This is a genomic window from Mycobacterium sp. NPDC003323 (assembly GCF_053589535.1).
Genome location: NZ_JBSFSB010000001.1, coordinates 1,393,870 through 1,415,131, shown reverse-complemented (window position 1 = coordinate 1,415,131; position 21,262 = coordinate 1,393,870). Strand labels below are relative to the sequence as shown.

Genomic DNA, 21,262 nt, shown 5'->3' with positions numbered 1-21,262 from the left:
GCATTCACACCCAGAAGGGGGCCACCATGACAGACGTCGCCGTAGGTCCGGTCGACAACCAAAACGCGGAACTGACCAGGCGGGCGCTGCGGCACGCGATTGACAAGACCACCGACATGGCCGTGCGGGAGCTCAAAGTTCCGATGCATTACTACCGAGATCCGAAGATCACCGAGATCGAGGAAACGCACATCCTGCGCCGGGTCCCGCTGGCGATCGTGCCGTCAGCTCAACTGCCCAACACCAATGACTACGTCGTGCGATCGGTGCTGGGGGACTCGCTGTTGGTGACCCGCGACCGCGACGGCACGAGTCACGTCTTTCTCAACTACTGCCGTCACCGCGGCGCCATGCCGGCCTGCGGATCAGGCAATGCCTCTCGGTTCGTGTGTCCGTACCATGCGTGGAGCTATCGCAATACCGGCGATCTGTTCATGGTGCCAGGCAAGGCCGGCTTCGATTCGATGGACAAGGCTGACTACGGGTTGGTGGAGCTGCCGAATCAGGAACGCCACGGCTTCATTTGGGCGGTCTTGACGGCGGACGGGAGCATCGACGTCGACGCCCATCTCGGCCCGATCGGGCTGGAAATCGCGTCGATGAACTACGCCGACTACGGTTATCACACCGACCAGGAATTCCAGTCGCAGGTGTCATGGAAGGGTGCGCTGGAGGCCTTCGCCGAGGGTTATCACTTCCCATTCGTCCACGGGGAGAGCGTGATTGGCCAGAATACGCTGCCGGACACGGGAGTCTACGACGAGTTCGGCAAGCACCACCGAATCGGCTTCCCGTTTAGCTGGGTCAGCAACCTCGCCGACGATCCGTCGGGCTCATGGGATCCGCACCAGAACATGGGCCTCATCTACTGGATCTATCCCAATCTCATCCTGGCCAACAGTCCGATCGGCGTGGAGATCATCGATATCCTGCCCGCCGGGGAACCGACTCGGTGCTCGGTGCGGCACAGCTGGATGGGTCGCGTGCCAGCCACCGATGATGAGATGCGCGCGGTCTACGACCAGGTGTACGACAGTGTGCACGCGGCGGTTGTCGACGAGGACTTTGTGATGCTGCCGCAGTGTGGTGAAGGTGTCCGGCACGGTCAGCACGACCACATGTTGATCGGCCGCAACGAGATTGGCGTGCAACATATGATCAAGGTGTTTGCGCAGGAACTAGGCGTGGCGCTGCAGTAGCCGGGTCGAGACATTTTGTGAGTCGTCTCGCTTCTTGGATATGAAACGCACACCCGTTTCACCGGTGGGTCGGCGCTTCATCCGATGCAATGTAGTACTGGTAACCCTGCACATTCTCGCGTGCGCAACGGTGCAGTGTGGGTGCGCTGCCTTGACGTCTCACCGGTGATACACTTCGTACGTGGATGCAGTCACGGTGCGCGAACTGCGCAACAGTGGAGGAGACGTTCTGCGCCGTGTCGAGCATGGCGAGCGCATCGTCATCACTCGGGACGGGACACCTGTTGCTGAGCTACGGCCGTTGCCTCGTTCGAGCGCAGGACCTGCGGAACTGATTCGTCGCCGCAAGAATCTCCCGCCGGTGGACCCGGATGCCCTCCGGCGCGATATCGACAATCTCATCGACCCGTCGCTGTGACGCAAACTCCGAGCCGGGGGATGCTCGATACCTCGACGGTGATCCTTTTGGGTCAGCTGTCTGACCCAGCCGAGCTTCCCGATGAATCGGTGATCAGCGCGATCACGCTGGCCGAGCTGTCCGTAGGTCCACACGTCACCAACGACGATGCTGAGCGCGGTGCTCGGCAGCAGCACCTGCAGCAGGCCGAGGCGGATTTCGACGTCCTACCGTTCGATGGAGATTGCGCCCGGGCGTTTGGAGCCGTAGCGGCGGCGCTGCACGCGGCGGGTCGCAAGCCGGCTGCGCGCGCCTACGACGCGCTCATTGCGGCCAGTGCAATCGCACATGGAGTGCCGCTGTACACGTGTAACCCCGCCGACTTCACGGGAATCCCGCGACTGGAGCTGCGGTCAGTTACTCACCCGCATCACCGATAGGGGCAATGTTGGGTGACAACGAATCTGAGACCAGTGACAGACAGTTGAGACTCGTTATCCGCTGGGATCGGGTCCGTGTTGTCGACTTCGGTGACAAATGAATTGAGACAAACAGCATTGGCGCGCCGCTTTGTCAGCAGGTTTGTTGAGCTGTGCGGTGCGGTGTTCGGCTTTCGACCCAACCGCCGGGTTGGACAACCGCACGTATTGTCCTCGTCGCCATCGACGAGTACAGCGTTCAGCGGCTGCCACGACCGCGATCGGGTAGTTCCGACCCAATGTCGGCACGTGGCGATATGTTTACCGCCGTGACCGGGGTTGAGACTGCCGTTGCTCGTTGACAAGCATCCTGGGCGGGGCAAGTTGCCCCCTCTTCCCGAGCCTGGTCAGGTTGTCGAGGTTCGCGGTTCGACATGGGCCGTAGCCAACGTCCAGGCACACGACCTCCGGCGCAGTCCCGCCGATGAGTCCACCGCGTCGCTGAGCCTGGCTCGAACTGCTCGACATCGAAGGGCCGTTCCTCGCCACACCGCCACTCAAACGCGTTTGGCCACAAGGTATGCCAGCGCTGAGCGATGAACGCAAGGCCGCCGCCCGCAAGGACTTCGAGAGTGCCGCCGCAATCCGGTGGAGCAAGGCCGCAAGGCCGGGGTCAAGCAGCATTGCGGTCTGTCCTCGCGACGGGTTTTAGGGTGCGGGCGAAGTCATTACGCAGTGTGGCTGCGGCGTCCAGGACGTAGTTCTGTGCCATCTTCCACGGCGCTCTGGTGGACTGTTTCGGGAATGCTCCGACCGACCGCTGCACGTATCCGGAGGTGAGTCCGAACAGTGGCAGCGCTTCCATCGAATCGTCAGCGACCGGTGCGACGGCGTCGAGGTTCTTTGATTTCATCCAGTTCAATACCTTGCACACCAACCGTGATGAGAGGTCGGCGCGCAGTGTCCAGGACAGACGCGTGTAGCCGATGCAGAACGCGAAGTTCGGGAGCCCGGAGACCATGGCGCCCTTCCACACAAACTGGTCGGCGAAGTCCACGGTCTTTCCGTCTATCTGTGGCTGGATGCCGCCGAAGGTGGATAGCTGCAGCCCGGTCGCGGACACGATGATGTCGGCCTGCAGAACCCGGCCGGAGGTGAGGCGAATGCCGTCGGGCACGAACTCGTTGATGGTGTCGGTGACGATGTCCGCGTGGCCGGCTTTTATCGCTTTGAAGATGTCGGCGCCGGGAGCTGCGCACAAGCGCTGTTCCCACGGGCGGTAGGTCGGAGTGAAGTGCTCCCTGACGGCGTCAGGGCCTAGGATGCGGGTGGTCTGGGACTGCAGCAGTGTGCGAGCCCGTTTTGGAAACCGTTCGCAGTACTGGTGGAACCCGATGTTGAATGCCACGTTCTTGGCCCGCGCCACTCGATGCGCGAGCCGCTCCGGGAGATGTTCGCGCAGCCAGTCGGCTTTCTTATCTCGACTCGGCACCGCACTGATCCAAGTGGGCGTGCGCTGCAGCATCGTCACGTGCGTCGTCTCCGATGCCATCGCCGGCACCAGGGTCACCGCGGTGGCCCCGGACCCGATGACAACGACGTTCTTCCCCTCGTAGTCGAGGTCATCGGGCCAGAACTGTGGGTGCACGATCTGACCCCGAAAGTTCCTCTGGCCCAGAAATTCTGGCGCATATCCCGCGTCGTAGTTGTAGTAGCCGGCGCACGCATAGACGAACGCAGCCGTCATCGGCGTGGTCTGACCGCCCCGCTCGATGGTGATGTTCCAGATTCGGTTTCGGCTGGACCAGTCGATCGAGGTGACTTTCGCGCCGTAGCGGATGTGCTTGTCGATGCCGAATTCCTCAGCAGTCTCCCGGATGTAGCTCAAAATGGATGCGCCGTCGGCGATGGCCTTGGCATCCTTCCATGGCTTGAACGGATAACCGAGGGTGAACATGTCCGAGTCCGAGCGAATCCCTGGGTAGCGGAACAAATCCCAGGTGCCGCCGAGGGTGTCGCGGGCTTCGAGGATGACGTACGACCGGTCGGGGCATTCGGTCTGCAGCCGGTAGGCAGCGCCGACGCCGGACAGCCCGGCGCCGACCACGAGGACGTCAACGTGAGCTGGAAGCGGTGCCGGCCGAGGCACGGTGTCGCGAAGAGTCATGGGTCAACCTTCGCGCAACCGGAGGCTACAGATTTGTCATTATGCGACATTCAATTAGCATTTGACGACAATCGTTTCAGCGGCGACGCTTGCGCATCTGCGTGGGGGTGGCCTGCCACCAGCGCCGCGCGGCACGTGTGAAAGACGCCTGCTCGTTCATCCCGATCATCGCGGCGATCTGCCCGATCGGCAGTTCTGTGCCGACCAACAGCCGCAACGATTTGTTGCGGCGTTCGTCGTCGACGATCTGTTCAAACGAGGTTCCCGCGGCCGCGAGCTGCCGTTGGAGCGTGCGCGGATGCAGCATCAGGAGCCGGGCGACGGCGTCCAAGTCGGTCGTGCCGGTGCCCAGTGATTCTTGGACGGCGGTGCGTACCCGGGAAATGACGTCGTGGCCCTGGGTGGCGCTGCGGCGCGCGAGGTAGGCCAGGGCCAGTTGGTGAATGGTGTCGTCCACCCCGCGTAGCGGTGTCGCGAGCACATCATGGGCCAGCCTCAGCATCACGCCGCCCTGCACTCGACCGGAATGCACCGGAGCGCCGAAGAACTCGCGGTGCACCGCCAGCGGAGCCGCGGGCGCATACGGCAGTTCGACGCTGCGCAACGTGTACGGGCCGCGATTGAGGTAACTGATCACCCGGTGCGCCGATCCGACACCAAGGTCGCCGGCCTGTACGGGGCCCGAGCGGCCGGCAGGCCGATACACCAGCGCAATTGTTGCCGGTTTACCGAGCGGGTCGAGTTCGGTGGTCAGGGTGACCATGCGGCTGTGCACCGAGATGTAGCGGGTCAAACAGTCGATGGCGTCGCCGATGGTGGGCGAGTTCGTGACCGCCACCGCCAACGGTCCCAGCACCGACAGCGACTGGGCGGCCGCCAGCCGCAGCCCGAGGTCGGGGCAATCCAGCACCGCGGCCGCGTCTTCCAACATCGCGGTCGTTGCGGGCGCATCGATGAGGACGTCGTCCTGACCCAGGCATTCGGGGGGTAAGCCGAACCGCAACACCAGGTCCACCGGGTTACCGCCCAGACCTGTCACGACCTCGCGGAAGCCTCGTAGCGTCGCGGAACGAACAACCGTCACACCCGAGATTGTCGCGTAAAGACAAGGCTTTGTCGCGTAAAGGCAAAAGTATGCTGCCGAGTCAACGAACACTCAAGCGCAAGATCGTCCCCGACACCAGGAGCATTCCGTATGCGCACCGTGACTTTTGTTGGCCCCCGCGAATTGCGGTTCGACGAAGTCGACGCACCCACCATCGTCGACCCGACTGACGCTCTGGTGCGTCCCGTCGCAGCTACCACCTGCGACCTGGATCAGTGGACGATCCAGGAGAAGGTGCCCCTGTCGATGCTGGGCCCGTTCCGGATAGGCCACGAGTGCGTTGCCCGTGTCGTCGAAGTCGGCACCGAGTGCACCCTCAAGGTCGGCGATGTCGTGTCGGTGGCGTGGCACATCGCGTGCGGCACCTGCGAGCGTTGTCAGGCCGGCCTCCCGTCGAACTGCAAAAACCACTCAGGCTCTCAGTACGGCCTGCCGATCCGCGGCGAATGGGGTTCGACCTTCTCCGAACTGATCCGCGTCCCATACGCCTCGTACAACTGCCTGACTCTTCCCGGCACGGTCGACCCCATCCACCTTGCCTCGCTCTCGGACAATCTCGCCCTGGGCTGGGAAACCACCATCGCGACATGCCAAAAGGAAGGGCTCACCAATCCCGAGATCGCCGTGTTCGGTGGCACCGGCTCCATCGGCCTCTACGTCGCCCAAGTCGGAGCCGCACTTGCTGGCGGACGAGTCGTGTTCTACGACGACGACCCGGTCCGGATGGCTGTGGCCGAGTCGGTCGGCGCCGAGGTACGCGATATCAACGGGCCGATCGAGGACCACTACGACCTCGCCGTCGATGCCACCTGCGACCCCGAGAAGCTGCGCAAGGTGTTGGTGTCGGTGCGCCCCGATGGGTGTGTCAACTCGGTCGGTATCTACTTCGCCGACGTCAAAATCCCGATGCTCTCGCTCTACCAGCGCGGCGTGAACTTCCACAACGGCAAAGGCCAAGCCCGACCGTGCATGGACCCCATCGTCGACGCCGTCGCCAGCGGAAAGATCAAGCCTGAACTGGTCACCAGCGGCGTCTACGACTGGGAACAGATCCCAGAAGTACTCTGCGGCGAAAACCCCGGCCACAAACCGATTTTCACCCTGCCCGATGCGTGAGCTGACCTTTGTGCGCACCGGCCATCTGCGATGGTTCGACCGACCTGCGCCGACCCTCCAGGCGAGCACGGACGCCCTGGTGCGTCCGTTCGTCGCGAGCCGGTGCGACGGTGACACCCTGCCACTGCATCGGCCGGTGTCCTGGCCGATGCAGGCCGGGCTGAAACTCCGCCTCCTCGCTCCGGTCATCGGTCACATCGTCGGACAGCGACCGTTCCAGGGCCCGTTCGGGATTGGGCACGAATGCGTCGCCCAAGTCACCGCCACGGGAAGCGACATCACGACTCTTGCGGTGGGTGACGTTGTGGTCGTGCCGTGGGCCCTGTCCTGCGGGACCTGCCCGCAGTGCCAGCGGGGCTTGACAGCGAAGTGCGCGACGATGACTGCAACCAGTCCAGGTAAGACATTGGCCGCATTCGGCTTTGGACCCCAATGTGGAGCGTGGGGTGGCATGGTCGCTGACACGCTCCGCGTCCCGAACGCCGATCACTTGCTCGTCAAGGTGCCGGCCGGGGTCGACCCAAGACGGGTGGCCGCCGCAAGTGACAACCTCTCCGATGCATGGCGGACCGTGGTGCCGGCGCTGAGAAAGCGGCCCGGCAGTCGGGTACTCGTGCTCGGTGGCGGCGCCAAGAGCATCGGCCTCTACGCCGCCGGCCTCGCCGTCGCTCACGGGGCCGAGGTCGACTACACCGACGATGACCAGGACCGCCTCGCCATCGCCGCCAGCTTCGGCGCCTGCGTCCACGCGGTGACCAAACGCGGCTCCGCAGCCAGACGATCCGGATACGACGTCGTCGTCGAGGCAGCGTCCAATGCCAGGGGCCTTCGCGAAGGGCTCCGCGCTCTCGCACCCGGCGGAGTGTGTGTCGGCACCGGATACTACGTCCGCACCAACACAAAGCTGCCCGTGATGGACATGTACGCGACTTCCGTCACCCTGCAGGTCGGCGTCTCCCACGTACGACCAGTGCTCCCCGAACTACTCGAATTCATCGCCCAAACGGGTTTCGAAGCCGAACGCGTCACCACTCTGCTCGCCGACTGGAACGACGCCCCCGCCGCCTACCAGGAACGCGCCACCAAAGTCGTCCTGCACCGAACCCCACTCGACCTCAACTAGCACCAAACAACAAAGGAGACAAAGAAAATGCCGCAGGTCCAGCTGACCGTACCCGCCGGCGCCCTCACCGAGGACGGCCTCTCAACCATCCAACAAGACCTGGCCCGCACCCTACTGAAGTGGGAAGGCGCGCCTGACAACGACTTCTTCAAGGCCCTCGGCTGGTCCTACCTCCACGAACTGCCGGCAGGCGCACAGGTAACCGCCGCCGACACCGAACCCCGATTCCGCGTCGACGTGACCGTGCCACAGTTCGCGCTCAACGACGACCGCAAGGCCGGGCTGGCAAAAGAAGTCACCAGTATCGTCCTCGCTGCCGCTGGGCTCGGTCCAGAACACGCACTGCGAGTCTGGGTCCTCATCAACGAACAAACCGACGGCACCTGGGCCGTGGGAGGCCAAATCTTCCGTCACGCTGATCTCGTCGCGCTAGCCAAGGGCTGACCGACGGCGACCGCCTACAGCGTTCGGCACGACCACCTTGGACACCCGCAGAGACCATCGATCGTGTCTGCTGGTGTCAGATCTGGCAGGTGGGCACGATTAACAATGAATTGCGGCGCCGCCCTGCTGCTCGTGCTCCTCATCGATCTAGGCGTGGTGCTCGTGGGGATGTCGATCGGTTGGCTCCAGGCTGACCAGCACCGGCACATCCACAGATCGTGATCAATGCTCTGGAAGTTGCGGCGCCGAGGAGTGCGTGGGTCAGGCCACGCTGCGGACGTGTGCCTCAAGCAGCGCCTGCAGATTGTTGACCAGCAGCCATCGGTCATCCCCGGCCCAATCGAGACTGTCAGTCAATGCGCGTCTGATCTCGTGCCGCTGCCGTGTGCCTTGACCGGCCCAGATGACCAGTTGGGGTCGAGTCACGGCGCGAAGCGCCAGCACTGTCTGCGGGAACAGAGCGACCCGGTCATCGGTACCGACGGTGAATTTGGGTTGGTCAAGTGCTCGCCGGAGTCTTTCTGGCTTGGCGTTCTCACCAATCATGTAAGCATGATCGCGTACGGCGTCCCAGGTGCCTTCGTACAGCTCCCGGGTTACGTACCCTGATCGGACCATGCAGCGCAGGGCCTGCTCGGCCTTCCAGAGGTCGGCGTCGAGGACGGCAGGGCGTTGAAGTTTGCCTAACCACTGGCCGTGCCGACGGCAAAAGGCGAATCGGATGTGGGGGTAGGTCGCTACCGCTGTGCCGGCGGTGCATGACAGGCATGCGGTGCCGCTGGTGGACTGCTTGTCCCAGGGGCCGCGGAGATTCCGGTGCCCGATTAGCGCCCATGCGTGCGCTGATTCGAATCTTCCAGGTTCTGGTCCACCGAGTTCGGAAATCATGACTCCGAATTCTCGCGCACCGCAGCCTCCGGTGCGCCGCCGTTGTCGGACAATCGTTTCCATCCACGGACGGTCGATTGAATTCGCTGTGCATAGCCGCGTGAAATACGACCCAGGGGTCTCGAGGTGAACCGGGCGGACGGGCGCTGATTGGCGTGGCAGCTGGTCGATATTCATGCAACGCCGATCTGCCCGACCCCGACAAGGTGCTCCTGTGTGATGATCTCGCTGCCAGTGTCATCACGGTCGGTGATCGCGTTCGCCATCGCGAGGGCAAGAATGCTTCGAAGGTCGCCGATTTTTCCGCCGGTCATCGTCAGCAGGATGTCGGCGTAGGGCGCGAGATGAGCGGGTTCGGCATCGAGCAAATGCATTGCATCGCCGGCTGCTTCCAACATCGGGGTAAGCCAGCGTCGTATCGTGCGGTCGCTTGGCCAATTGACGTCTTTCCCCGGATTATCCTGGCGGACACGATGTTTGACCTTATCTATGAAGTACAGGACATCGCGGCTGGTCGCACCGAGATGATCAGCGACGACACGCTGAGCGGCTTCCTCGATCTCGGGTGCGATTCGCCGTGGTTCCTGACGGCGCAGGAGCCGCCGGTCGACGAGCCCGGCGATACCTTCCGTTCGGTACTTGGCGACTTTCCGGAACAGGCTTGGCCGCGACGTTTTAATTCCCGCGGCATCGAGTTCAGCAAGCTTGCGCTGCACGCGTTCTTCAAGGGTCGTCTCTGGGCCGTAGCCGTCACGCGGCTGGGCATCCGGGTCATGTGGATCGATCAGGCCGGACTGCACCTCGTTCACGTGTTGCAGCCAGAACAGGACATCCTGACGAACTTCCGACGCAAGCATTGCGAGTTCAACGCGGTTGCGCGCCGCCCGGGCATGCTCGGTGTCTGCACGATGATGCTCGAAGGACTCGTCTTGGGAGATCGTCGCTAGATCGACCCAGACGGGCGAGCCGCCTGCCACGGGGTTCAGGCGCGTACCACGCTCACCGTGGGCGTCGACTATCCAGTCGCAGCCGTCCCAGGTGACGATGTCTCCGAGGTTCACGCTCCGCAGTTGCATGGTTCTCCCTTGTGGACGCTTTCAAGTAGGCTCGACTCGGTAATTACCTGGTCAAAATCAGTGCGTAAATATTTGTGCCACAACAGATGTCGGATATACGCGGCTGCAACGTACGGTCGTTTGAGATCGGCTTTGAGCGCTCCGTCGCGGAATGTGCATTCGTTGGCGAACACCGCAACCAACCGGTCAAGCTCGGGCCGCCCTGGGTGATATCGCGTGTGCCGTGCTGCACGAAGCCACTCGAGATTGCGCAGCCTGGTCGGGTGCAATTCGTGCAGCACCTGATGCTTCCAGCCGACCGTACGACATACGTCCGCCGTCTTCGCAAACTGCTCGACCGTCGCATCGGTCATGCGACCCGATGGTTTGACGTCATAGAGGACCTGGTCACCGCTGCGGAGCGTGGCGAAGAAGTCAGGGAAGTGGGTCGAGCCGTCGGCGAAGCTGATTTTCATCGGCTGCGATGCGATCTGGCGAACCAGGCCGCCGAAGTCCAGCGACAGCAATGATTCGGCTTCCAAGCCTGATTCGCACCACACATGCGTGCGCTGCGAGGCGAAATACTGCCGCGAATGCCGATTCAGCCGGTTCTGAAACTGGACGCCGGAACGCCAGGGCAGAGCTCGGTGGAAATGCTCATGAAGCAAGGCGGGCGACACCGCAGCCGATCGTTCGTTCCCGTCAGCGATGATCCACGAGACCGTGTCGATCCCGATCTGCGCCGACGAATCTGCCGATGAGTCTACGGACGTGCGACTGGACATGAGCCAGACCATATTGCGGGGGTGCGACAAGCTGACGGGCCCGACAGGGAGCGCGGCTTACTTTACTTGACATAATGTAGATTATCGGCGAAATGTCCTGAATGGCGAGAGTGTCGGAGCAGCCCGATTTCGGACAGGGCCCACTATGCACTCCGCTCCACACTTGACCGCTCGCTCCCGCTTACGGTTGCTCGACGCTGGACTGTCGCCGTCGCCGTCTGCGGACTCCGCACGGAGTGGCGGCCAACGAGGCGGGTCGCAGAAATCAGATCCATCCGCCTCAACTCAGTATCCACGCCGCGGCGGCCGCATGAGCGCTTCATTCGGACCAACGGTCGTCGCTCCCGACCCGCCTCCTGGCTGACCCGAAAACGTCACAGTGACGAATTGCAAAGTCCCGCTGAGTCATTGCCAATCACCGCCCGACATTCAGGTCAACGCCCCCGGTGGCTCAGTGCTTTACAGCAATGACGTCAGAACCAGAACCGCCGCTGCGGATGCGACGCCGACGGCGATGCTGAGCCCGGCCCACAGTGGCCCCTCGCGCTGCCATGACCGACCGTGATCCACCGCCAAAGCCCCGGCGCCCGTGCAGGCCACAACGGCGCCGACCGTGGCATAGAGTAACGCCAGCTGATAGCCGTTCGTGCCGAACAAGCCGCCCGACAGCGTGGCCGACACGGCGTTGATCATGACGCCGATGACAATTGCACAGGCCAGCGGGGTGAACAAACCCAGCAACAACAGCAGCCCGCCGACAGTCTCCAGGATGCCGGCGACCGCGGCGAACAGCACGCCGGGCTGGAAACCGATCTGTTCGAAAGTATCGCCCGTCGCCGAGAGGCCTTGTCCACCAAACCATCCCACGAGCTTCTGGAGTCCGGCCGCGGCCAGCAGCGCACCGAAGACCATGCGGAGGAACAGGAGTCCGATATCAACAGTGCGGATCGAAGTTGTACGGGCTATCGACTGTGCGTCAACCGCTGAAGTCTCCATGAGGTGACGATAAAACCTCAACTTCGGTTCGGGTCAATACCGTCCACACGCGTTGGTGGGCAGGGTTGTTCCGGCACCACCTGTCGGCCTACTGTTCCCGCCAGCCGATCAACGCCTCTGAGATCGCGCCGGTTGCCTGCTTCAACGCAGGAACGGCCCGCGCGATCAGATCCTTGGTGACGCGTGCCGACGGGCCCGAAATGCCGATTGCCATCGGCGTCGGCGCGCCAGGCACCGCCATCGCGACGGAGCGGACCCCGACCTCGAACTCCTCGTCATCGATCGCATAACCGTCGGCGCGGACCCGCTCGACCTTCGCGAACACCGCCGAAAGCGTCGACGCACTGTTCTCGGTCGGCGCCGGAAGCCCGGACTGCGTCACTAGTTTCAGTATCCGCGCGTCATCCAACTCGCCCAGGACAGCCTTGCCCACACCGGACGTGTGCAGACCGACGCGCTTGCCGACCTCGCTGTTGGTCCGCATCAGCTTCGACGGCAGCACCTGTCCGGTGTAGATCACCATGTCACCGTCGAGCACCGCCAGACTTGCCGTCTCGGACAGCTCGTCCACCAACGACTGCAGCACCGGGCCGGCGACCGCGCCCAACTGACGGTTCGCCACCTCCCCCAGCCGTATCAACCTCGGTCCCAGGGCGTAACGGCGGTTGGGCAGCTGGCGAACGTACCCCATGCCGACCAGCGTGCGCAGCAGGCGGTGAATCGTCGGCGGCGGCAGCGGAGACTCCGCCGACAACTCCGTCAGCGAGCACTCCCCTCCGGCGCGTCCGATCAGCTCCATCAACTCGAACGCGCGTTCCACCGACTGCACACCGCCCGATTTCTCCGCCATGTGATCCGCTTTCGGTTGACGTCTTTCGGACCATCCAACATCTCCGGAATTGCTTCCGCAATACGGAATTGAAGCCCGCGGCGAAACTCGCATGTCACGACCGCTGGGGTCTCGCCAAAAACTCCACAATGTGGAATTCTGGTGTGGGCAACTCTAGGACGTGAAGGGACACCTGTGGCACGACGCCTCGACGATGCGGTGCTGGCCGGCGTCGACCGCCGCCTCTCGGCCGCCGACGCAGAACTGGTGAGCCGATACCCCGGCGATGACGGTCGGCGCCAACCCGTGCACACCGTTTACATCCCCGGCAACCGGTACTCGGCGACGATGCCCGCCGACTGGGGCTCCGCGGCGCTCGCGGCCGCAGCCGGTGCAGGCGGACTGGACGCGGTGGCCGCAATGGTCGGTACGGGCAGCGGATCCGACTGTGCGCCCGAGACTCTCGCCGCCCTCGTGCAGGACAAGCTGACCTCCGAGCCGATCGAAGATCTGCGCATCGACTTCGAGGACGGCTACTCCCCATCGGATGGCACCGTCGACGACGCGACCGAGGACGCCGATGTGGCCCAGGCGATCGCCGCGCTGCGACTCGCGCTCGATGCGGGCACCTCGACGCCGTTCGTCGGCACCCGCTTCAAGTGCTTCGAGGCGAGCACCAGGAAGCGGGGCCTCCGCACACTCGACATGTTCGTCAGCGGCCTCGTCGAATCGGGCGGACTTCCGGACGGTCTGACCCTCACCCTGCCCAAGGTGACCTCCGTCGACCAGGTCGAGGCCATGGTCGCGGTCGCCGGCGCGCTGGAGGCTGCGAACGGACTACCAGACGGCCGGATCCGTTTCGAGGTGCAGGTCGAAACGCCACAGGCGATCCTCGGCGCCGACGGCCGCGCACCCGTTGCCCAGTTCATCAGCGCCGGCCAAGGCCGCGTCAGCTCGCTGCACTACGGAACCTACGACTACTCGGCGTCGCTCGGCATCGCCGCGGCCTACCAGTCGATGGAGCACCCGGCGGCCGACCACGCCAAGAACGTCATGCAACTGGCCGTCGCCGGCACCGGTGTGCACCTGTCCGACGGCTCGACCAACATCCTGCCGGTCGGTGACCCCGACAACATCGCCATGGCATGGAAGCTGCACGCGCGCCTGGTGCGGCGCCATCTGGAACGCGGCATCTACCAAGGCTGGGACATGCACCCCGCCCAGCTCGTCACCCGCTACCTGGCGACGTACGCGTTCTACCGCGGCGCCTTCGCGCCCGCCGCGACGCGGCTGCGCAACTACGTCCACCAGCTCGACTCGACCGTCATGGACGAACCCGCCACCGCCCGCGCACTCGCCAACGTGATCCATCGCGGCAGCGTCTGCGGCGCGCTGACCGCCGACGAGATCGAAACCGCCACCGACCTTTCCACCATCACCGTGCGCGATATCGCGCTCGGCCGCACAACCAGGAGCAACCAGTGACCACAGCGTCGTACTACACGCCCCGCGGCGGACTGCCCCCACAGACCGACCTGCTGACCGACCGCGCCATCGTCACCGAGGCCTACACGGTGATCCCCCGCGGCGTCCTCTCCGACATCGTCACCTCCGTCTTCCCGGAGTGGACCGATACCCGCGCGTGGATCATCAACCGACCGGTCGCCGGCGGTGCCACGACGTATTACCAGGCGATCGTCGAGGTCAAGCCGGGCGGCGGGGCGCAGCGACCCGAGCCGCAACCCGAGGTGCAGAGCTTCCTGTTCGTCACCTCCGGCGCGCTCACCGTCGCCGCGGCGGGCCAGTGCCGGACACTCACCGAGGGCGGCTTCGCCTACCTGCCCGCCGGCACGGACTGGTCGGCCCACAACAACGGCGATGTCGACGCCACGTTCGTCTGGATCCGCAAGCGCTACGAGCCCGTCGAGGGCCACCCGGTGTCGGTCAAGTTCGGCAACGAGCAGGACATCGAACCGTCGGCCATGCCCGGAACCGAGGGCAAATGGCGCACGACGCGCATGCTGGACCCGCAGGACCTCGGCTACGACATGCACGTCAACATCGTCACGTTCGAGCCCGGCGCGACCATCCCGTTCGCCGAGACCCACGTCATGGAACACGGCCTGCTGATGCTCGAGGGCAAGGCCGTCTACCACCTCAACGGTGACTGGGTGGAGGTTCAGGAAGGCGACTTCCTGTCGCTGCGCGCCTTCTGCCCCCAAGCCTGCTACGCGGGCGGGCCGTCGAACTTCCGTTACCTGCTGTACAAGGACGTCAATCGCCAGATCATGCTCTGACACAACAAGACCGGGCGCCTCGGATGGGGCGCCCGGTCTCGTTCATGTCGTGGATCTACAGCTGAAACGGCCAGCCGATCACCGTCTTCTTACGCGGTGTCGCGTAGGTGCGCACCTTCGACGTGGACAGGCCCATCCGGACCAGGCCCTCGGCGATGGTGACCGCCGAGCGGACTCCGTCGACGATCGGGACGCCGGTCGCGGCCGACACCTTCTCCTCGAGTTCGGCCATCCCACCGCAGCCCAGGCAGATCACCTCGGCGTGATCGTTCTCGACGGCCTCGCGCGCCTGGCGCACGATCGCCTCGACCGCACGCTCGGGATCCGATTCGAGTTCGAGCACACCGAGGCCCGAGGCACGCACCGACGCGCACCGGGCGTCGAGTCCCGCGAGCTTGAGCCGGTCCTCGATCAACGGGACGGTGCGGTCCAGCGTGGTGACCACCGAGTACTTGTGTCCCAGATATATCGCCGTCGAGGCGGCCGCCTCGGTGATGTCGACCACCGGGACATCGAGCAACTCCTGCAGACCTTCCCGGCCGTGCTCGCCGTAGCCGGCCTGGATCACCGCGTCGAACGGTTCGGGATAGGAGGTGATCGCGTCCATGACGGCGATGGCCGCAAGGTAGCTCTCGAAGTTGCCTTCACACGAATCCGCGCCGAAACGCGGTGTGATGCCGACGATCTCGGTACCCGGCGACGCGACGCCGCGCGCCGACTCGGCGATCGCGTCGGTCATCGAGGCCGTCGTGTTGACGTTGGCTACGAGGATTCTCATGGCAGTCCTAGTGGTGCGTGCTCGTCACGGCGATCGGCTCGCCGGAGACATCGTTGAACGGCCCCCGACGGTCCGCCAGCACCCAGTACACGACCGCGCCGAGCCCTGCACCGATGAACCAGGAGAACTCGGAGATGACCTTGAACGCCGGCACGAAGGCCAGCAACAATGCTGCCACCGCCGTGATCGCCAGGGCTACCACCGCCCGCACATTGACGCCCTTCGAGTAGTGGTACTCGCCGTTGGCATCCGTCGTGAACAGCGCCAGCACGTTGATCTTGGAGCGGCGCACCAGCCAGTAGTCGACCATGATGATGCCGAACAGCGGTCCGAGGATGGCACCGAGCCCGCCGAGGAAGTAGTTGATGACGGCCGGTGAGTTGTACAGATTCCACGGCAGGATCACCAGGCCGATGACCGCCGAGATGAACGCTGCGCGACGGAAGTTGAGGTGCTTCGGGAACAGGTTGTTCAGCGCGTAGATCGGGGCGACGAAGTTCGCCATGAGATTCACGGCGACGGTCAGGATCAGCAGCGCCAGCGCCGCGAGCACCAGCAGCAGCGTGTTCGGCACCTCCTGGACGATGTCGGCGGGCGCTTCGATGATGCGTCCGTCGATGCGGAACTGGGCGCCGGCCAGGGTGATGACGATGGCTCCGAACACCAGCATGTTCAGCGGGATGCCCCAGAAGTTGCCGCGCACGATGGCGCGCTTGGACGTCGCGTTACGGGTGAAATCGCAGAAGTTGAGCACGAATGTGCCGTAGATGGCGACCCAGAGGCTGGCGCCGCCGATGATCTGCAGCCACATGTCGACGCCGGTCAGCGAATCGGGCGTCGTCCACGCGATGCTCCAGTCGGCGTTGCCCAGCACCCAGATGGCCAGCGCGATCATCGTGAACAGGATGATCGGGCCGGCGAACGCCTCGTACTTGCGGATCATCTCCATGCCGTAGCTGACGATGATCACCTGGATCACCCACAGCGAGACGAACGAGATCCAGCCGAGCGTCGACAACCCCAGGAAGCTGTTGGTGTCCAGGGTTGCCGCCGACGGTGCCAGCGCGATGATCATGATGCGCAGCACCACCGACGCCAGATAGGTCTGGATGCCGAACCACGCGATGGCGACCGCGCCGCGGATGAGGGCGGGGATCTGCGCGCCGCGGATGCCGAAGGCGATGCGGCTCATGACCGGGAACGGCACCCCGGTCTTCTCCCCCATGAACCCGGACAGGTTGAGCAGCAGGAAGAGGAAGATGCCGCCGAGGCCGAGTGCCAGCAGGATCTGCCACCCGCCCAGGCCGAGGGCGAACAGTCCGATGGCGAAGGAGTAGTTGCCGAGGCTGTGGACGTCGTTGGCCCACAGGGTGAAGATGTTGTAGGCACCCCATCGCCGACCTGCGCGCTTGGTGGGCGCGAGATCGGCGTTGTAGAGGTGCGGACTCACGTCGGTGGACGGGGTTGCATCGTTACGATTGGAGTCGTCGATGAGCCCGGTGGACTCTGTGCTCATGGATACGCCTGTCACGTTCGGAGCGCCGACGCTGCGCGCCGCCGCAAATTCCACTTTGTGGAAGTGATATTCCACACGTTGGGTAAGTAACGCGCATTCGGGCACCGGCTGTCAAGCCTTTCCATCGATTGACTGTGCCCGTGCTCACACCTACAGTTTCTTGGAAAGTGGAGTTTTAGTTCCACGATGAGGAATCGCTACCGACGGAGACGCCGCCCATGACCGCTGACTCCCCCGAGCAGTCGAGCCGACACGATTTCGACCTGGTGGTCCGCGGCGAACGCACGCTGACGACAGCGGGAATCGTCGCCCGCGAGATCGGCATCCGCGACGGCCGCGTCGTCGCGATCGAGCCGCTCGGCAGCAACCTGACCGGCACCGAGATCATCGAGCTCAGCGCCGAACAGGTGATGATCCCCGGCCTGGTCGACACCCATGTGCACGTCAACGAGCCCGGCCGTACCGAGTGGGAGGGATTCGACTCGGCCACCCGCGCCGCGGCCGCCGGCGGTGTCACCACGTTGATCGACATGCCGCTCAACTCGATTCCGCCGACGGTGAACGTCGAAGCGCTCGACGCCAAGCGCGCGGCGGCATCGGGCAAGACGCACATCGACGTCGGTTTCTGGGGCGGCGCCATCCCTGGCAATACCGGTGACCTGCGCGCCCTGCACGACGATGGCGTGTTCGGCTTCAAGTGCTTCCTGCTGCATTCGGGAGTCGACGAGTTCCCCCATCTCGACGCCGATGAGATGGAGAAGGACATGGCCGTGCTGGCCGGCTTCGACTCCATGATGATCGTGCACGCCGAGGACTCCCGCGCCATCGACCGCGCGCCGTCGGCCGAGGGCAACAAGTACGAACGCTTCCTCGCGTCCCGGCCGCGCGGCGCTGAGAACGTGGCGATCGCAGAGGTGATCGAGCGCGCCCGGTGGACCGGCGTGCGTGCGCACATCCTGCACCTCTCGTCATCCGACGCGCTGCCCATGCTGGCCACCGCCAAGCGCGACGGGGTCAAGATCACCGTCGAGACCTGCCCGCACTACTTGACCTTGCTGGCCGAGGAGATCCCGAACGGCGCGACCGCGTTCAAGTGCTGCCCGCCGATCCGCGAGGCGTCGAATCGGGAACTGCTGTGGCAGGGCCTGCTCGACGGCACGATCGACTGCATCGTCTCCGATCACTCACCATCGACGATCGACCTGAAAGACGTCGAGAACGGCGACTTCGGTATCGCGTGGGGCGGCGTCGCGTCGCTGCAGCTGGGCCTGTCGTTGATCTGGACCGAGGCCAAGCGCCGCGGTATCGAACTCACCCAGGTGCTGGAGTGGATGGCGGCCAAACCCGCCGCACTCGCCGGACTGAACAACAAGGGCAAGATCGCGCTGGGATACGACGCCGATTTCGCGATCTTCGAACCCGATTCCGCGCATGTCGTCGACGCGCACAAGCTGCACCACAAGAACCCGATCACCCCGTACGACGGCCGCGCGCTCGCCGGTGTCGTGCGGAGTACCTGGTTGCGCGGCAAGAAGATCGACTTCCAGACCGCGCAGGGCCGGATGCTGCGCCGCGGCGGGGTATAGCGCACCGACTCGGCCTCCCGGTCGAGACCGCATAGGCTGGCTCGGTGACTCTCGTTCTGGGCCCGGTCCTACGCCACGTCGGCGAAACCACCGCGATGGTGTGGGTGCAGACCGACGCACCCGCCGAGGTCACCGTACTGGGGTGTTCGGCGCGCACCTTTGAGGTGCAGGGTCACCACTACGCGTTGGTGGCCGTGCAGGGATTGAGCCCGGACACCACCACCGAGTACCAGGTGCACATCGACGGCTCGCTGGTCTGGCCGGAACCGGATTCGGACTTTCCCCCCAGCGTCATCCGCACGCGGGGGCCTGCGGCATCCGAACACCTGCGCGTCATCTTCGGATCCTGTCGATACCCGAAGACCGGTGACGCCAAGATCGACGAGAAGCTCGGTCAGGACGCACTGGACTGTTATGCCGAGCGGATGACCACCCAGCCACCCGAACAGTGGCCCGACGTGCTGATTCTGCTCGGTGATCAGGTGTACGCCGACGAGTTGACGCCCGAAGCGCGACAGCGGCTGACCGGTCGGCGGACCAACAAGAAGCGCCCACCCGACGAGGTCGTCAGCTTCGACGAGTATGTCGGTCTGTACCGGCACACCTGGGGCGACCCGGAGATCCGCTGGGTGATGTCGACACTGCCCACCGCGATGATCTTCGACGACCACGACATCCGCGACGACTGGAACACCTCGGCGGCCTGGCGTGCCGAGGTCAACCAGAAGCCGTGGTGGCGTGACCGGATCCGCGCCGGTCTGGCCTCGTACTGGGTCTATCAGCACATCGGCAACCTCAGTCCGCAGCAGCTGGACAAGGACGCCGACTACCAGAAGGTGCTGACCGCCGACGGTGACCGCTGGCCACTGCTGGCCGATATCGCCGACCGTGCCGACCGCGAGGTCGACGGCGAGAAAGGCCTGCGCTTCAGCTTCCGCTGGGATCTGGGCCGCAGCAGGTTGCTGATGATCGATTCCCGCAACTCTCGGATCCTGGACGACGGTAGCCGGAAAATGCTGGGCGACAAGGAGTTCGCCTGGGTCGACCGGCATGTCCATGAGGGTCTCGAGGATCTGGACCATCTGATTCTGGCGTCTTCACTGCCATGGCTCCTGCCGCCGGCGATCGGCGACATCCAGACGATCAACGAGTTCGCCGCCAACCGCTCCGGTCTACGCGGCAAGGTTGCCGAGAAGATCAGGCAGGCCGCGGATCTGGAGCATTGGCCGGCGTTCCTGAAGTCCTATCTGCGACTCAGCGAACTGATCATCGCGGCCGCAAGCAATCCCGACCGTGGCCCGGCGACCGTCAGCGTGCTCTCCGGCGACGTACATCACAGCTATGCCGCGCGCGCCGAGTTCCCGGCCGATTCCGCGGGCCGGGTGCACCAGTTGGTCTGCTCCCCCGTGCACAACTATGTCCCGTTCTTCGTCAAGCCGGCGTTCAAGCTGAGCTGGTCGCCGCGGCTGGCCCGCGTCGCCCGCCGCTGGGCCCGTCGCCACGGTGCACCCGACCTGCCGATGTCATGGCGCAACCTCAGTGGTCCGCTCTTCGGCAACACGATCGCGACCCTGGAGATCGACGTACGGTCCGCGCGGGTGGTGTTCGAACAACCCGAGGACGATTGTGAACTGGCGGCCGTCGCCACGATCGCGCTGACCGACTGACCTGGGTCGTGGTCAATCGTGTAACACGCCGCTCGGCGGCCCCGATGAGCACGACGGTGGCGGGTCTCGACGGAAATGCCGACACCCGTGCCGGGGGTCTGTCACAGTCTGGGTAAGAGCGTTTGTGGGGGTTTGAACATTGGCTACCGGTTTACGAGTGGTGGGCCGCATGGTGGCGGCGACAGGGCTGGCACTGGCGGCGCTTCCCGTGCTGATTCCGACGGCGGGCTCGCAGCCGCAACCGTGTCCCGATATCGGGGTCGTTTTCGCCAGGGGTACCGCCGAACCCCCGGGGGTCGGCGGCGTCGGGCAGCGTTTCGTCGATGCGCTTCGGGCGCAGGCGTTTCCGCGAACCGTCGGTGTGCACGCCGTCAACTATCCGGCCAGCAACAATTTCACCGGCGGAACGCTGTTCACGCAGAACGTCGTCGATGGTGTGCGCGATGAGACGACCCACGTCCAAGGGGTCACCACCGTCTGCCCGAACACCAGGATGGTCCTCGGCGGCTACTCACAGGGTGCGGTGGTGACCGCGCTGGCCACCTCCGGGGCGGTGCCCGCAGGCATCGCTGCCCCGCCCCCGATCCCCGGCGACGCGGTCGACAATGTGGCGGCCGTGGTGCTGTTCGGCATGCCGGCCGGTTGGTCGGCGGTGAAGTACGGCACGCCGGTGATCGATGTCGGAGCAGCCTTCGCGGACCGGGCGCTGGAACTGTGTGCCCCCGGCGATACGGTCTGTTCCGGTGCGCCGGCGTCCGGGACGAGCGCGCCCCATCAGCAGTACGCCCACAACGGGATGGCCGATCAGGCCGCCGCATTCACGGTCGGCAAGCTAAGAGTGCCCTCGCCGAATCCGGTCTGACAGTCCGACGGATCCTGGGCCGCATTGGAAGTC

At 64.5% G+C, this 21,262-nt stretch carries 20 protein-coding genes; 11 read left to right on the top strand and 9 right to left on the bottom strand.

Features of this window, described 5'->3' with window-relative positions; all coding sequences use genetic code 11:
* Window positions 1-26: 26 nt before the first annotated feature.
* The 3 genes from ACWDUN_RS06600 (at window position 27) to ACWDUN_RS06590 (ending at window position 2,036) form a co-directional block, all read left to right on the top strand.
* On the top strand, window positions 27-1,199 hold the full coding sequence (locus ACWDUN_RS06600; protein ID WP_449926339.1) for an aromatic ring-hydroxylating oxygenase subunit alpha: 1,173 nt from the start codon (window positions 27-29) through the stop codon (window positions 1,197-1,199).
* 181 nt (window positions 1,200-1,380) lie between these two features.
* Complete coding sequence (locus ACWDUN_RS06595) at window positions 1,381-1,617, top strand: type II toxin-antitoxin system Phd/YefM family antitoxin (RefSeq protein WP_173839648.1); 237 nt, start codon at window positions 1,381-1,383, stop codon at window positions 1,615-1,617.
* A gap of 20 nt (window positions 1,618-1,637) precedes the next feature.
* Complete coding sequence (locus tag ACWDUN_RS06590; RefSeq protein WP_449926056.1) at window positions 1,638-2,036, top strand: PIN domain-containing protein; 399 nt, start codon at window positions 1,638-1,640, stop codon at window positions 2,034-2,036.
* Between the two features lie 652 nt (window positions 2,037-2,688).
* On the opposite strand, the gene ACWDUN_RS06585 is transcribed toward ACWDUN_RS06590, so the two are convergent.
* Both ACWDUN_RS06585 and ACWDUN_RS06580 read right to left on the bottom strand, forming a co-directional pair.
* The gene (locus tag ACWDUN_RS06585) at window positions 2,689-4,182 is read right to left on the bottom strand and encodes a flavin-containing monooxygenase (RefSeq protein WP_449926053.1); all 1,494 of its coding nucleotides are present in this window, start codon (window positions 4,180-4,182) and stop codon (window positions 2,689-2,691) included.
* A gap of 76 nt (window positions 4,183-4,258) precedes the next feature.
* Entirely contained in the window at window positions 4,259-5,266 is a 1,008-nt protein-coding gene (locus tag ACWDUN_RS06580) for an AraC family transcriptional regulator (protein ID WP_449926050.1), read from the bottom strand.
* Window positions 5,267-5,377: 111 nt separating this feature from the next.
* Between ACWDUN_RS06580 and ACWDUN_RS06575 the strand changes: the two genes are divergently transcribed.
* Genes ACWDUN_RS06575 through ACWDUN_RS06565 form a run of 3 tightly spaced genes read left to right on the top strand, consistent with a single transcriptional unit; the run spans window position 5,378 to window position 7,970 of the window.
* Window positions 5,378-6,403 carry an alcohol dehydrogenase catalytic domain-containing protein gene (locus tag ACWDUN_RS06575; RefSeq protein WP_024454948.1) on the top strand — a complete coding sequence of 342 codons (1,026 nt, stop codon included), beginning with the start codon at window positions 5,378-5,380 and terminating at the stop codon, window positions 6,401-6,403.
* Entirely contained in the window at window positions 6,396-7,526 is a 1,131-nt protein-coding gene (locus ACWDUN_RS06570) for a zinc-dependent alcohol dehydrogenase (RefSeq protein WP_449926046.1), read from the top strand. The genes ACWDUN_RS06575 and ACWDUN_RS06570 overlap by 8 nt, the downstream gene beginning before the upstream one ends.
* 27 nt (window positions 7,527-7,553) lie before the next feature.
* Window positions 7,554-7,970, top strand: a complete 417-nt coding sequence (locus ACWDUN_RS06565; RefSeq protein ID WP_024454946.1) for a tautomerase family protein — start codon at window positions 7,554-7,556, stop codon at window positions 7,968-7,970.
* A 261-nt stretch (window positions 7,971-8,231) separates the two neighbouring features.
* Here ACWDUN_RS06565 and ACWDUN_RS06560 read toward each other — a convergent pair whose 3' ends face one another.
* The 5 genes from ACWDUN_RS06560 to ACWDUN_RS06540 all read right to left on the bottom strand — a co-directional run bounded on the left by ACWDUN_RS06560 (window position 8,232) and on the right by ACWDUN_RS06540 (window position 12,544).
* Window positions 8,232-8,858, bottom strand: a complete 627-nt coding sequence (locus ACWDUN_RS06560; protein ID WP_449926041.1) for a hypothetical protein — start codon at window positions 8,856-8,858, stop codon at window positions 8,232-8,234.
* 173 nt (window positions 8,859-9,031) lie between these two features.
* On the bottom strand, window positions 9,032-9,934 hold the full coding sequence (locus tag ACWDUN_RS06555; protein WP_449926038.1) for a hypothetical protein: 903 nt from the start codon (window positions 9,932-9,934) through the stop codon (window positions 9,032-9,034).
* Window positions 9,916-10,698: a TnsA-like heteromeric transposase endonuclease subunit gene (locus ACWDUN_RS06550; protein ID WP_449926035.1), complete on the bottom strand. Its 783-nt coding sequence runs from the start codon at window positions 10,696-10,698 to the stop codon at window positions 9,916-9,918. The genes ACWDUN_RS06555 and ACWDUN_RS06550 overlap by 19 nt, the downstream gene beginning before the upstream one ends.
* 459 nt (window positions 10,699-11,157) lie before the next feature.
* Window positions 11,158-11,694, bottom strand: a complete 537-nt coding sequence (locus ACWDUN_RS06545; protein WP_449926033.1) for a DoxX family protein — start codon at window positions 11,692-11,694, stop codon at window positions 11,158-11,160.
* An 88-nt stretch (window positions 11,695-11,782) separates the two neighbouring features.
* A complete protein-coding gene (locus tag ACWDUN_RS06540; RefSeq protein WP_449926030.1) occupies window positions 11,783-12,544 on the bottom strand; it encodes an IclR family transcriptional regulator in 762 nt (253 codons plus the stop codon).
* A gap of 174 nt (window positions 12,545-12,718) precedes the next feature.
* Between ACWDUN_RS06540 and ACWDUN_RS06535 the strand changes: the two genes are divergently transcribed.
* Together ACWDUN_RS06535 and ACWDUN_RS06530 are read left to right on the top strand one after the other, a co-directional pair.
* A complete protein-coding gene (locus ACWDUN_RS06535; RefSeq protein ID WP_449926028.1) occupies window positions 12,719-14,008 on the top strand; it encodes a DUF6986 family protein in 1,290 nt (429 codons plus the stop codon).
* On the top strand, window positions 14,005-14,820 hold the full coding sequence (locus ACWDUN_RS06530; protein WP_449926025.1) for a bifunctional allantoicase/(S)-ureidoglycine aminohydrolase: 816 nt from the start codon (window positions 14,005-14,007) through the stop codon (window positions 14,818-14,820). The genes ACWDUN_RS06535 and ACWDUN_RS06530 overlap by 4 nt, the downstream gene beginning before the upstream one ends.
* A 55-nt stretch (window positions 14,821-14,875) precedes the next feature.
* Here the strand turns inward: ACWDUN_RS06530 and ACWDUN_RS06525 are convergent, their stop codons facing one another.
* Together ACWDUN_RS06525 and ACWDUN_RS06520 are read right to left on the bottom strand one after the other, a co-directional pair.
* Window positions 14,876-15,598, bottom strand: a complete 723-nt coding sequence (locus ACWDUN_RS06525) for an aspartate/glutamate racemase family protein (RefSeq protein ID WP_449926022.1) — start codon at window positions 15,596-15,598, stop codon at window positions 14,876-14,878.
* Between the two features lie 7 nt (window positions 15,599-15,605).
* On the bottom strand, window positions 15,606-17,114 hold the full coding sequence (locus tag ACWDUN_RS06520) for an NCS1 family nucleobase:cation symporter-1 (RefSeq protein WP_449926020.1): 1,509 nt from the start codon (window positions 17,112-17,114) through the stop codon (window positions 15,606-15,608).
* A gap of 218 nt (window positions 17,115-17,332) precedes the next feature.
* On the opposite strand from ACWDUN_RS06520, the gene allB reads away from it, so the two are divergent.
* The 3 genes from allB to ACWDUN_RS06505 all read left to right on the top strand — a co-directional run bounded on the left by allB (window position 17,333) and on the right by ACWDUN_RS06505 (window position 21,229).
* A complete protein-coding gene (allB, locus tag ACWDUN_RS06515) occupies window positions 17,333-18,700 on the top strand; it encodes an allantoinase AllB (protein WP_449926018.1) in 1,368 nt (455 codons plus the stop codon).
* Between the two features lie 44 nt (window positions 18,701-18,744).
* The gene (locus tag ACWDUN_RS06510; protein ID WP_449926015.1) at window positions 18,745-20,367 is read left to right on the top strand and encodes an alkaline phosphatase D family protein; all 1,623 of its coding nucleotides are present in this window, start codon (window positions 18,745-18,747) and stop codon (window positions 20,365-20,367) included.
* A gap of 169 nt (window positions 20,368-20,536) precedes the next feature.
* Entirely contained in the window at window positions 20,537-21,229 is a 693-nt protein-coding gene (locus tag ACWDUN_RS06505; RefSeq protein WP_449926012.1) for a cutinase family protein, read from the top strand.
* Window positions 21,230-21,262: the final 33 nt, after the last annotated feature.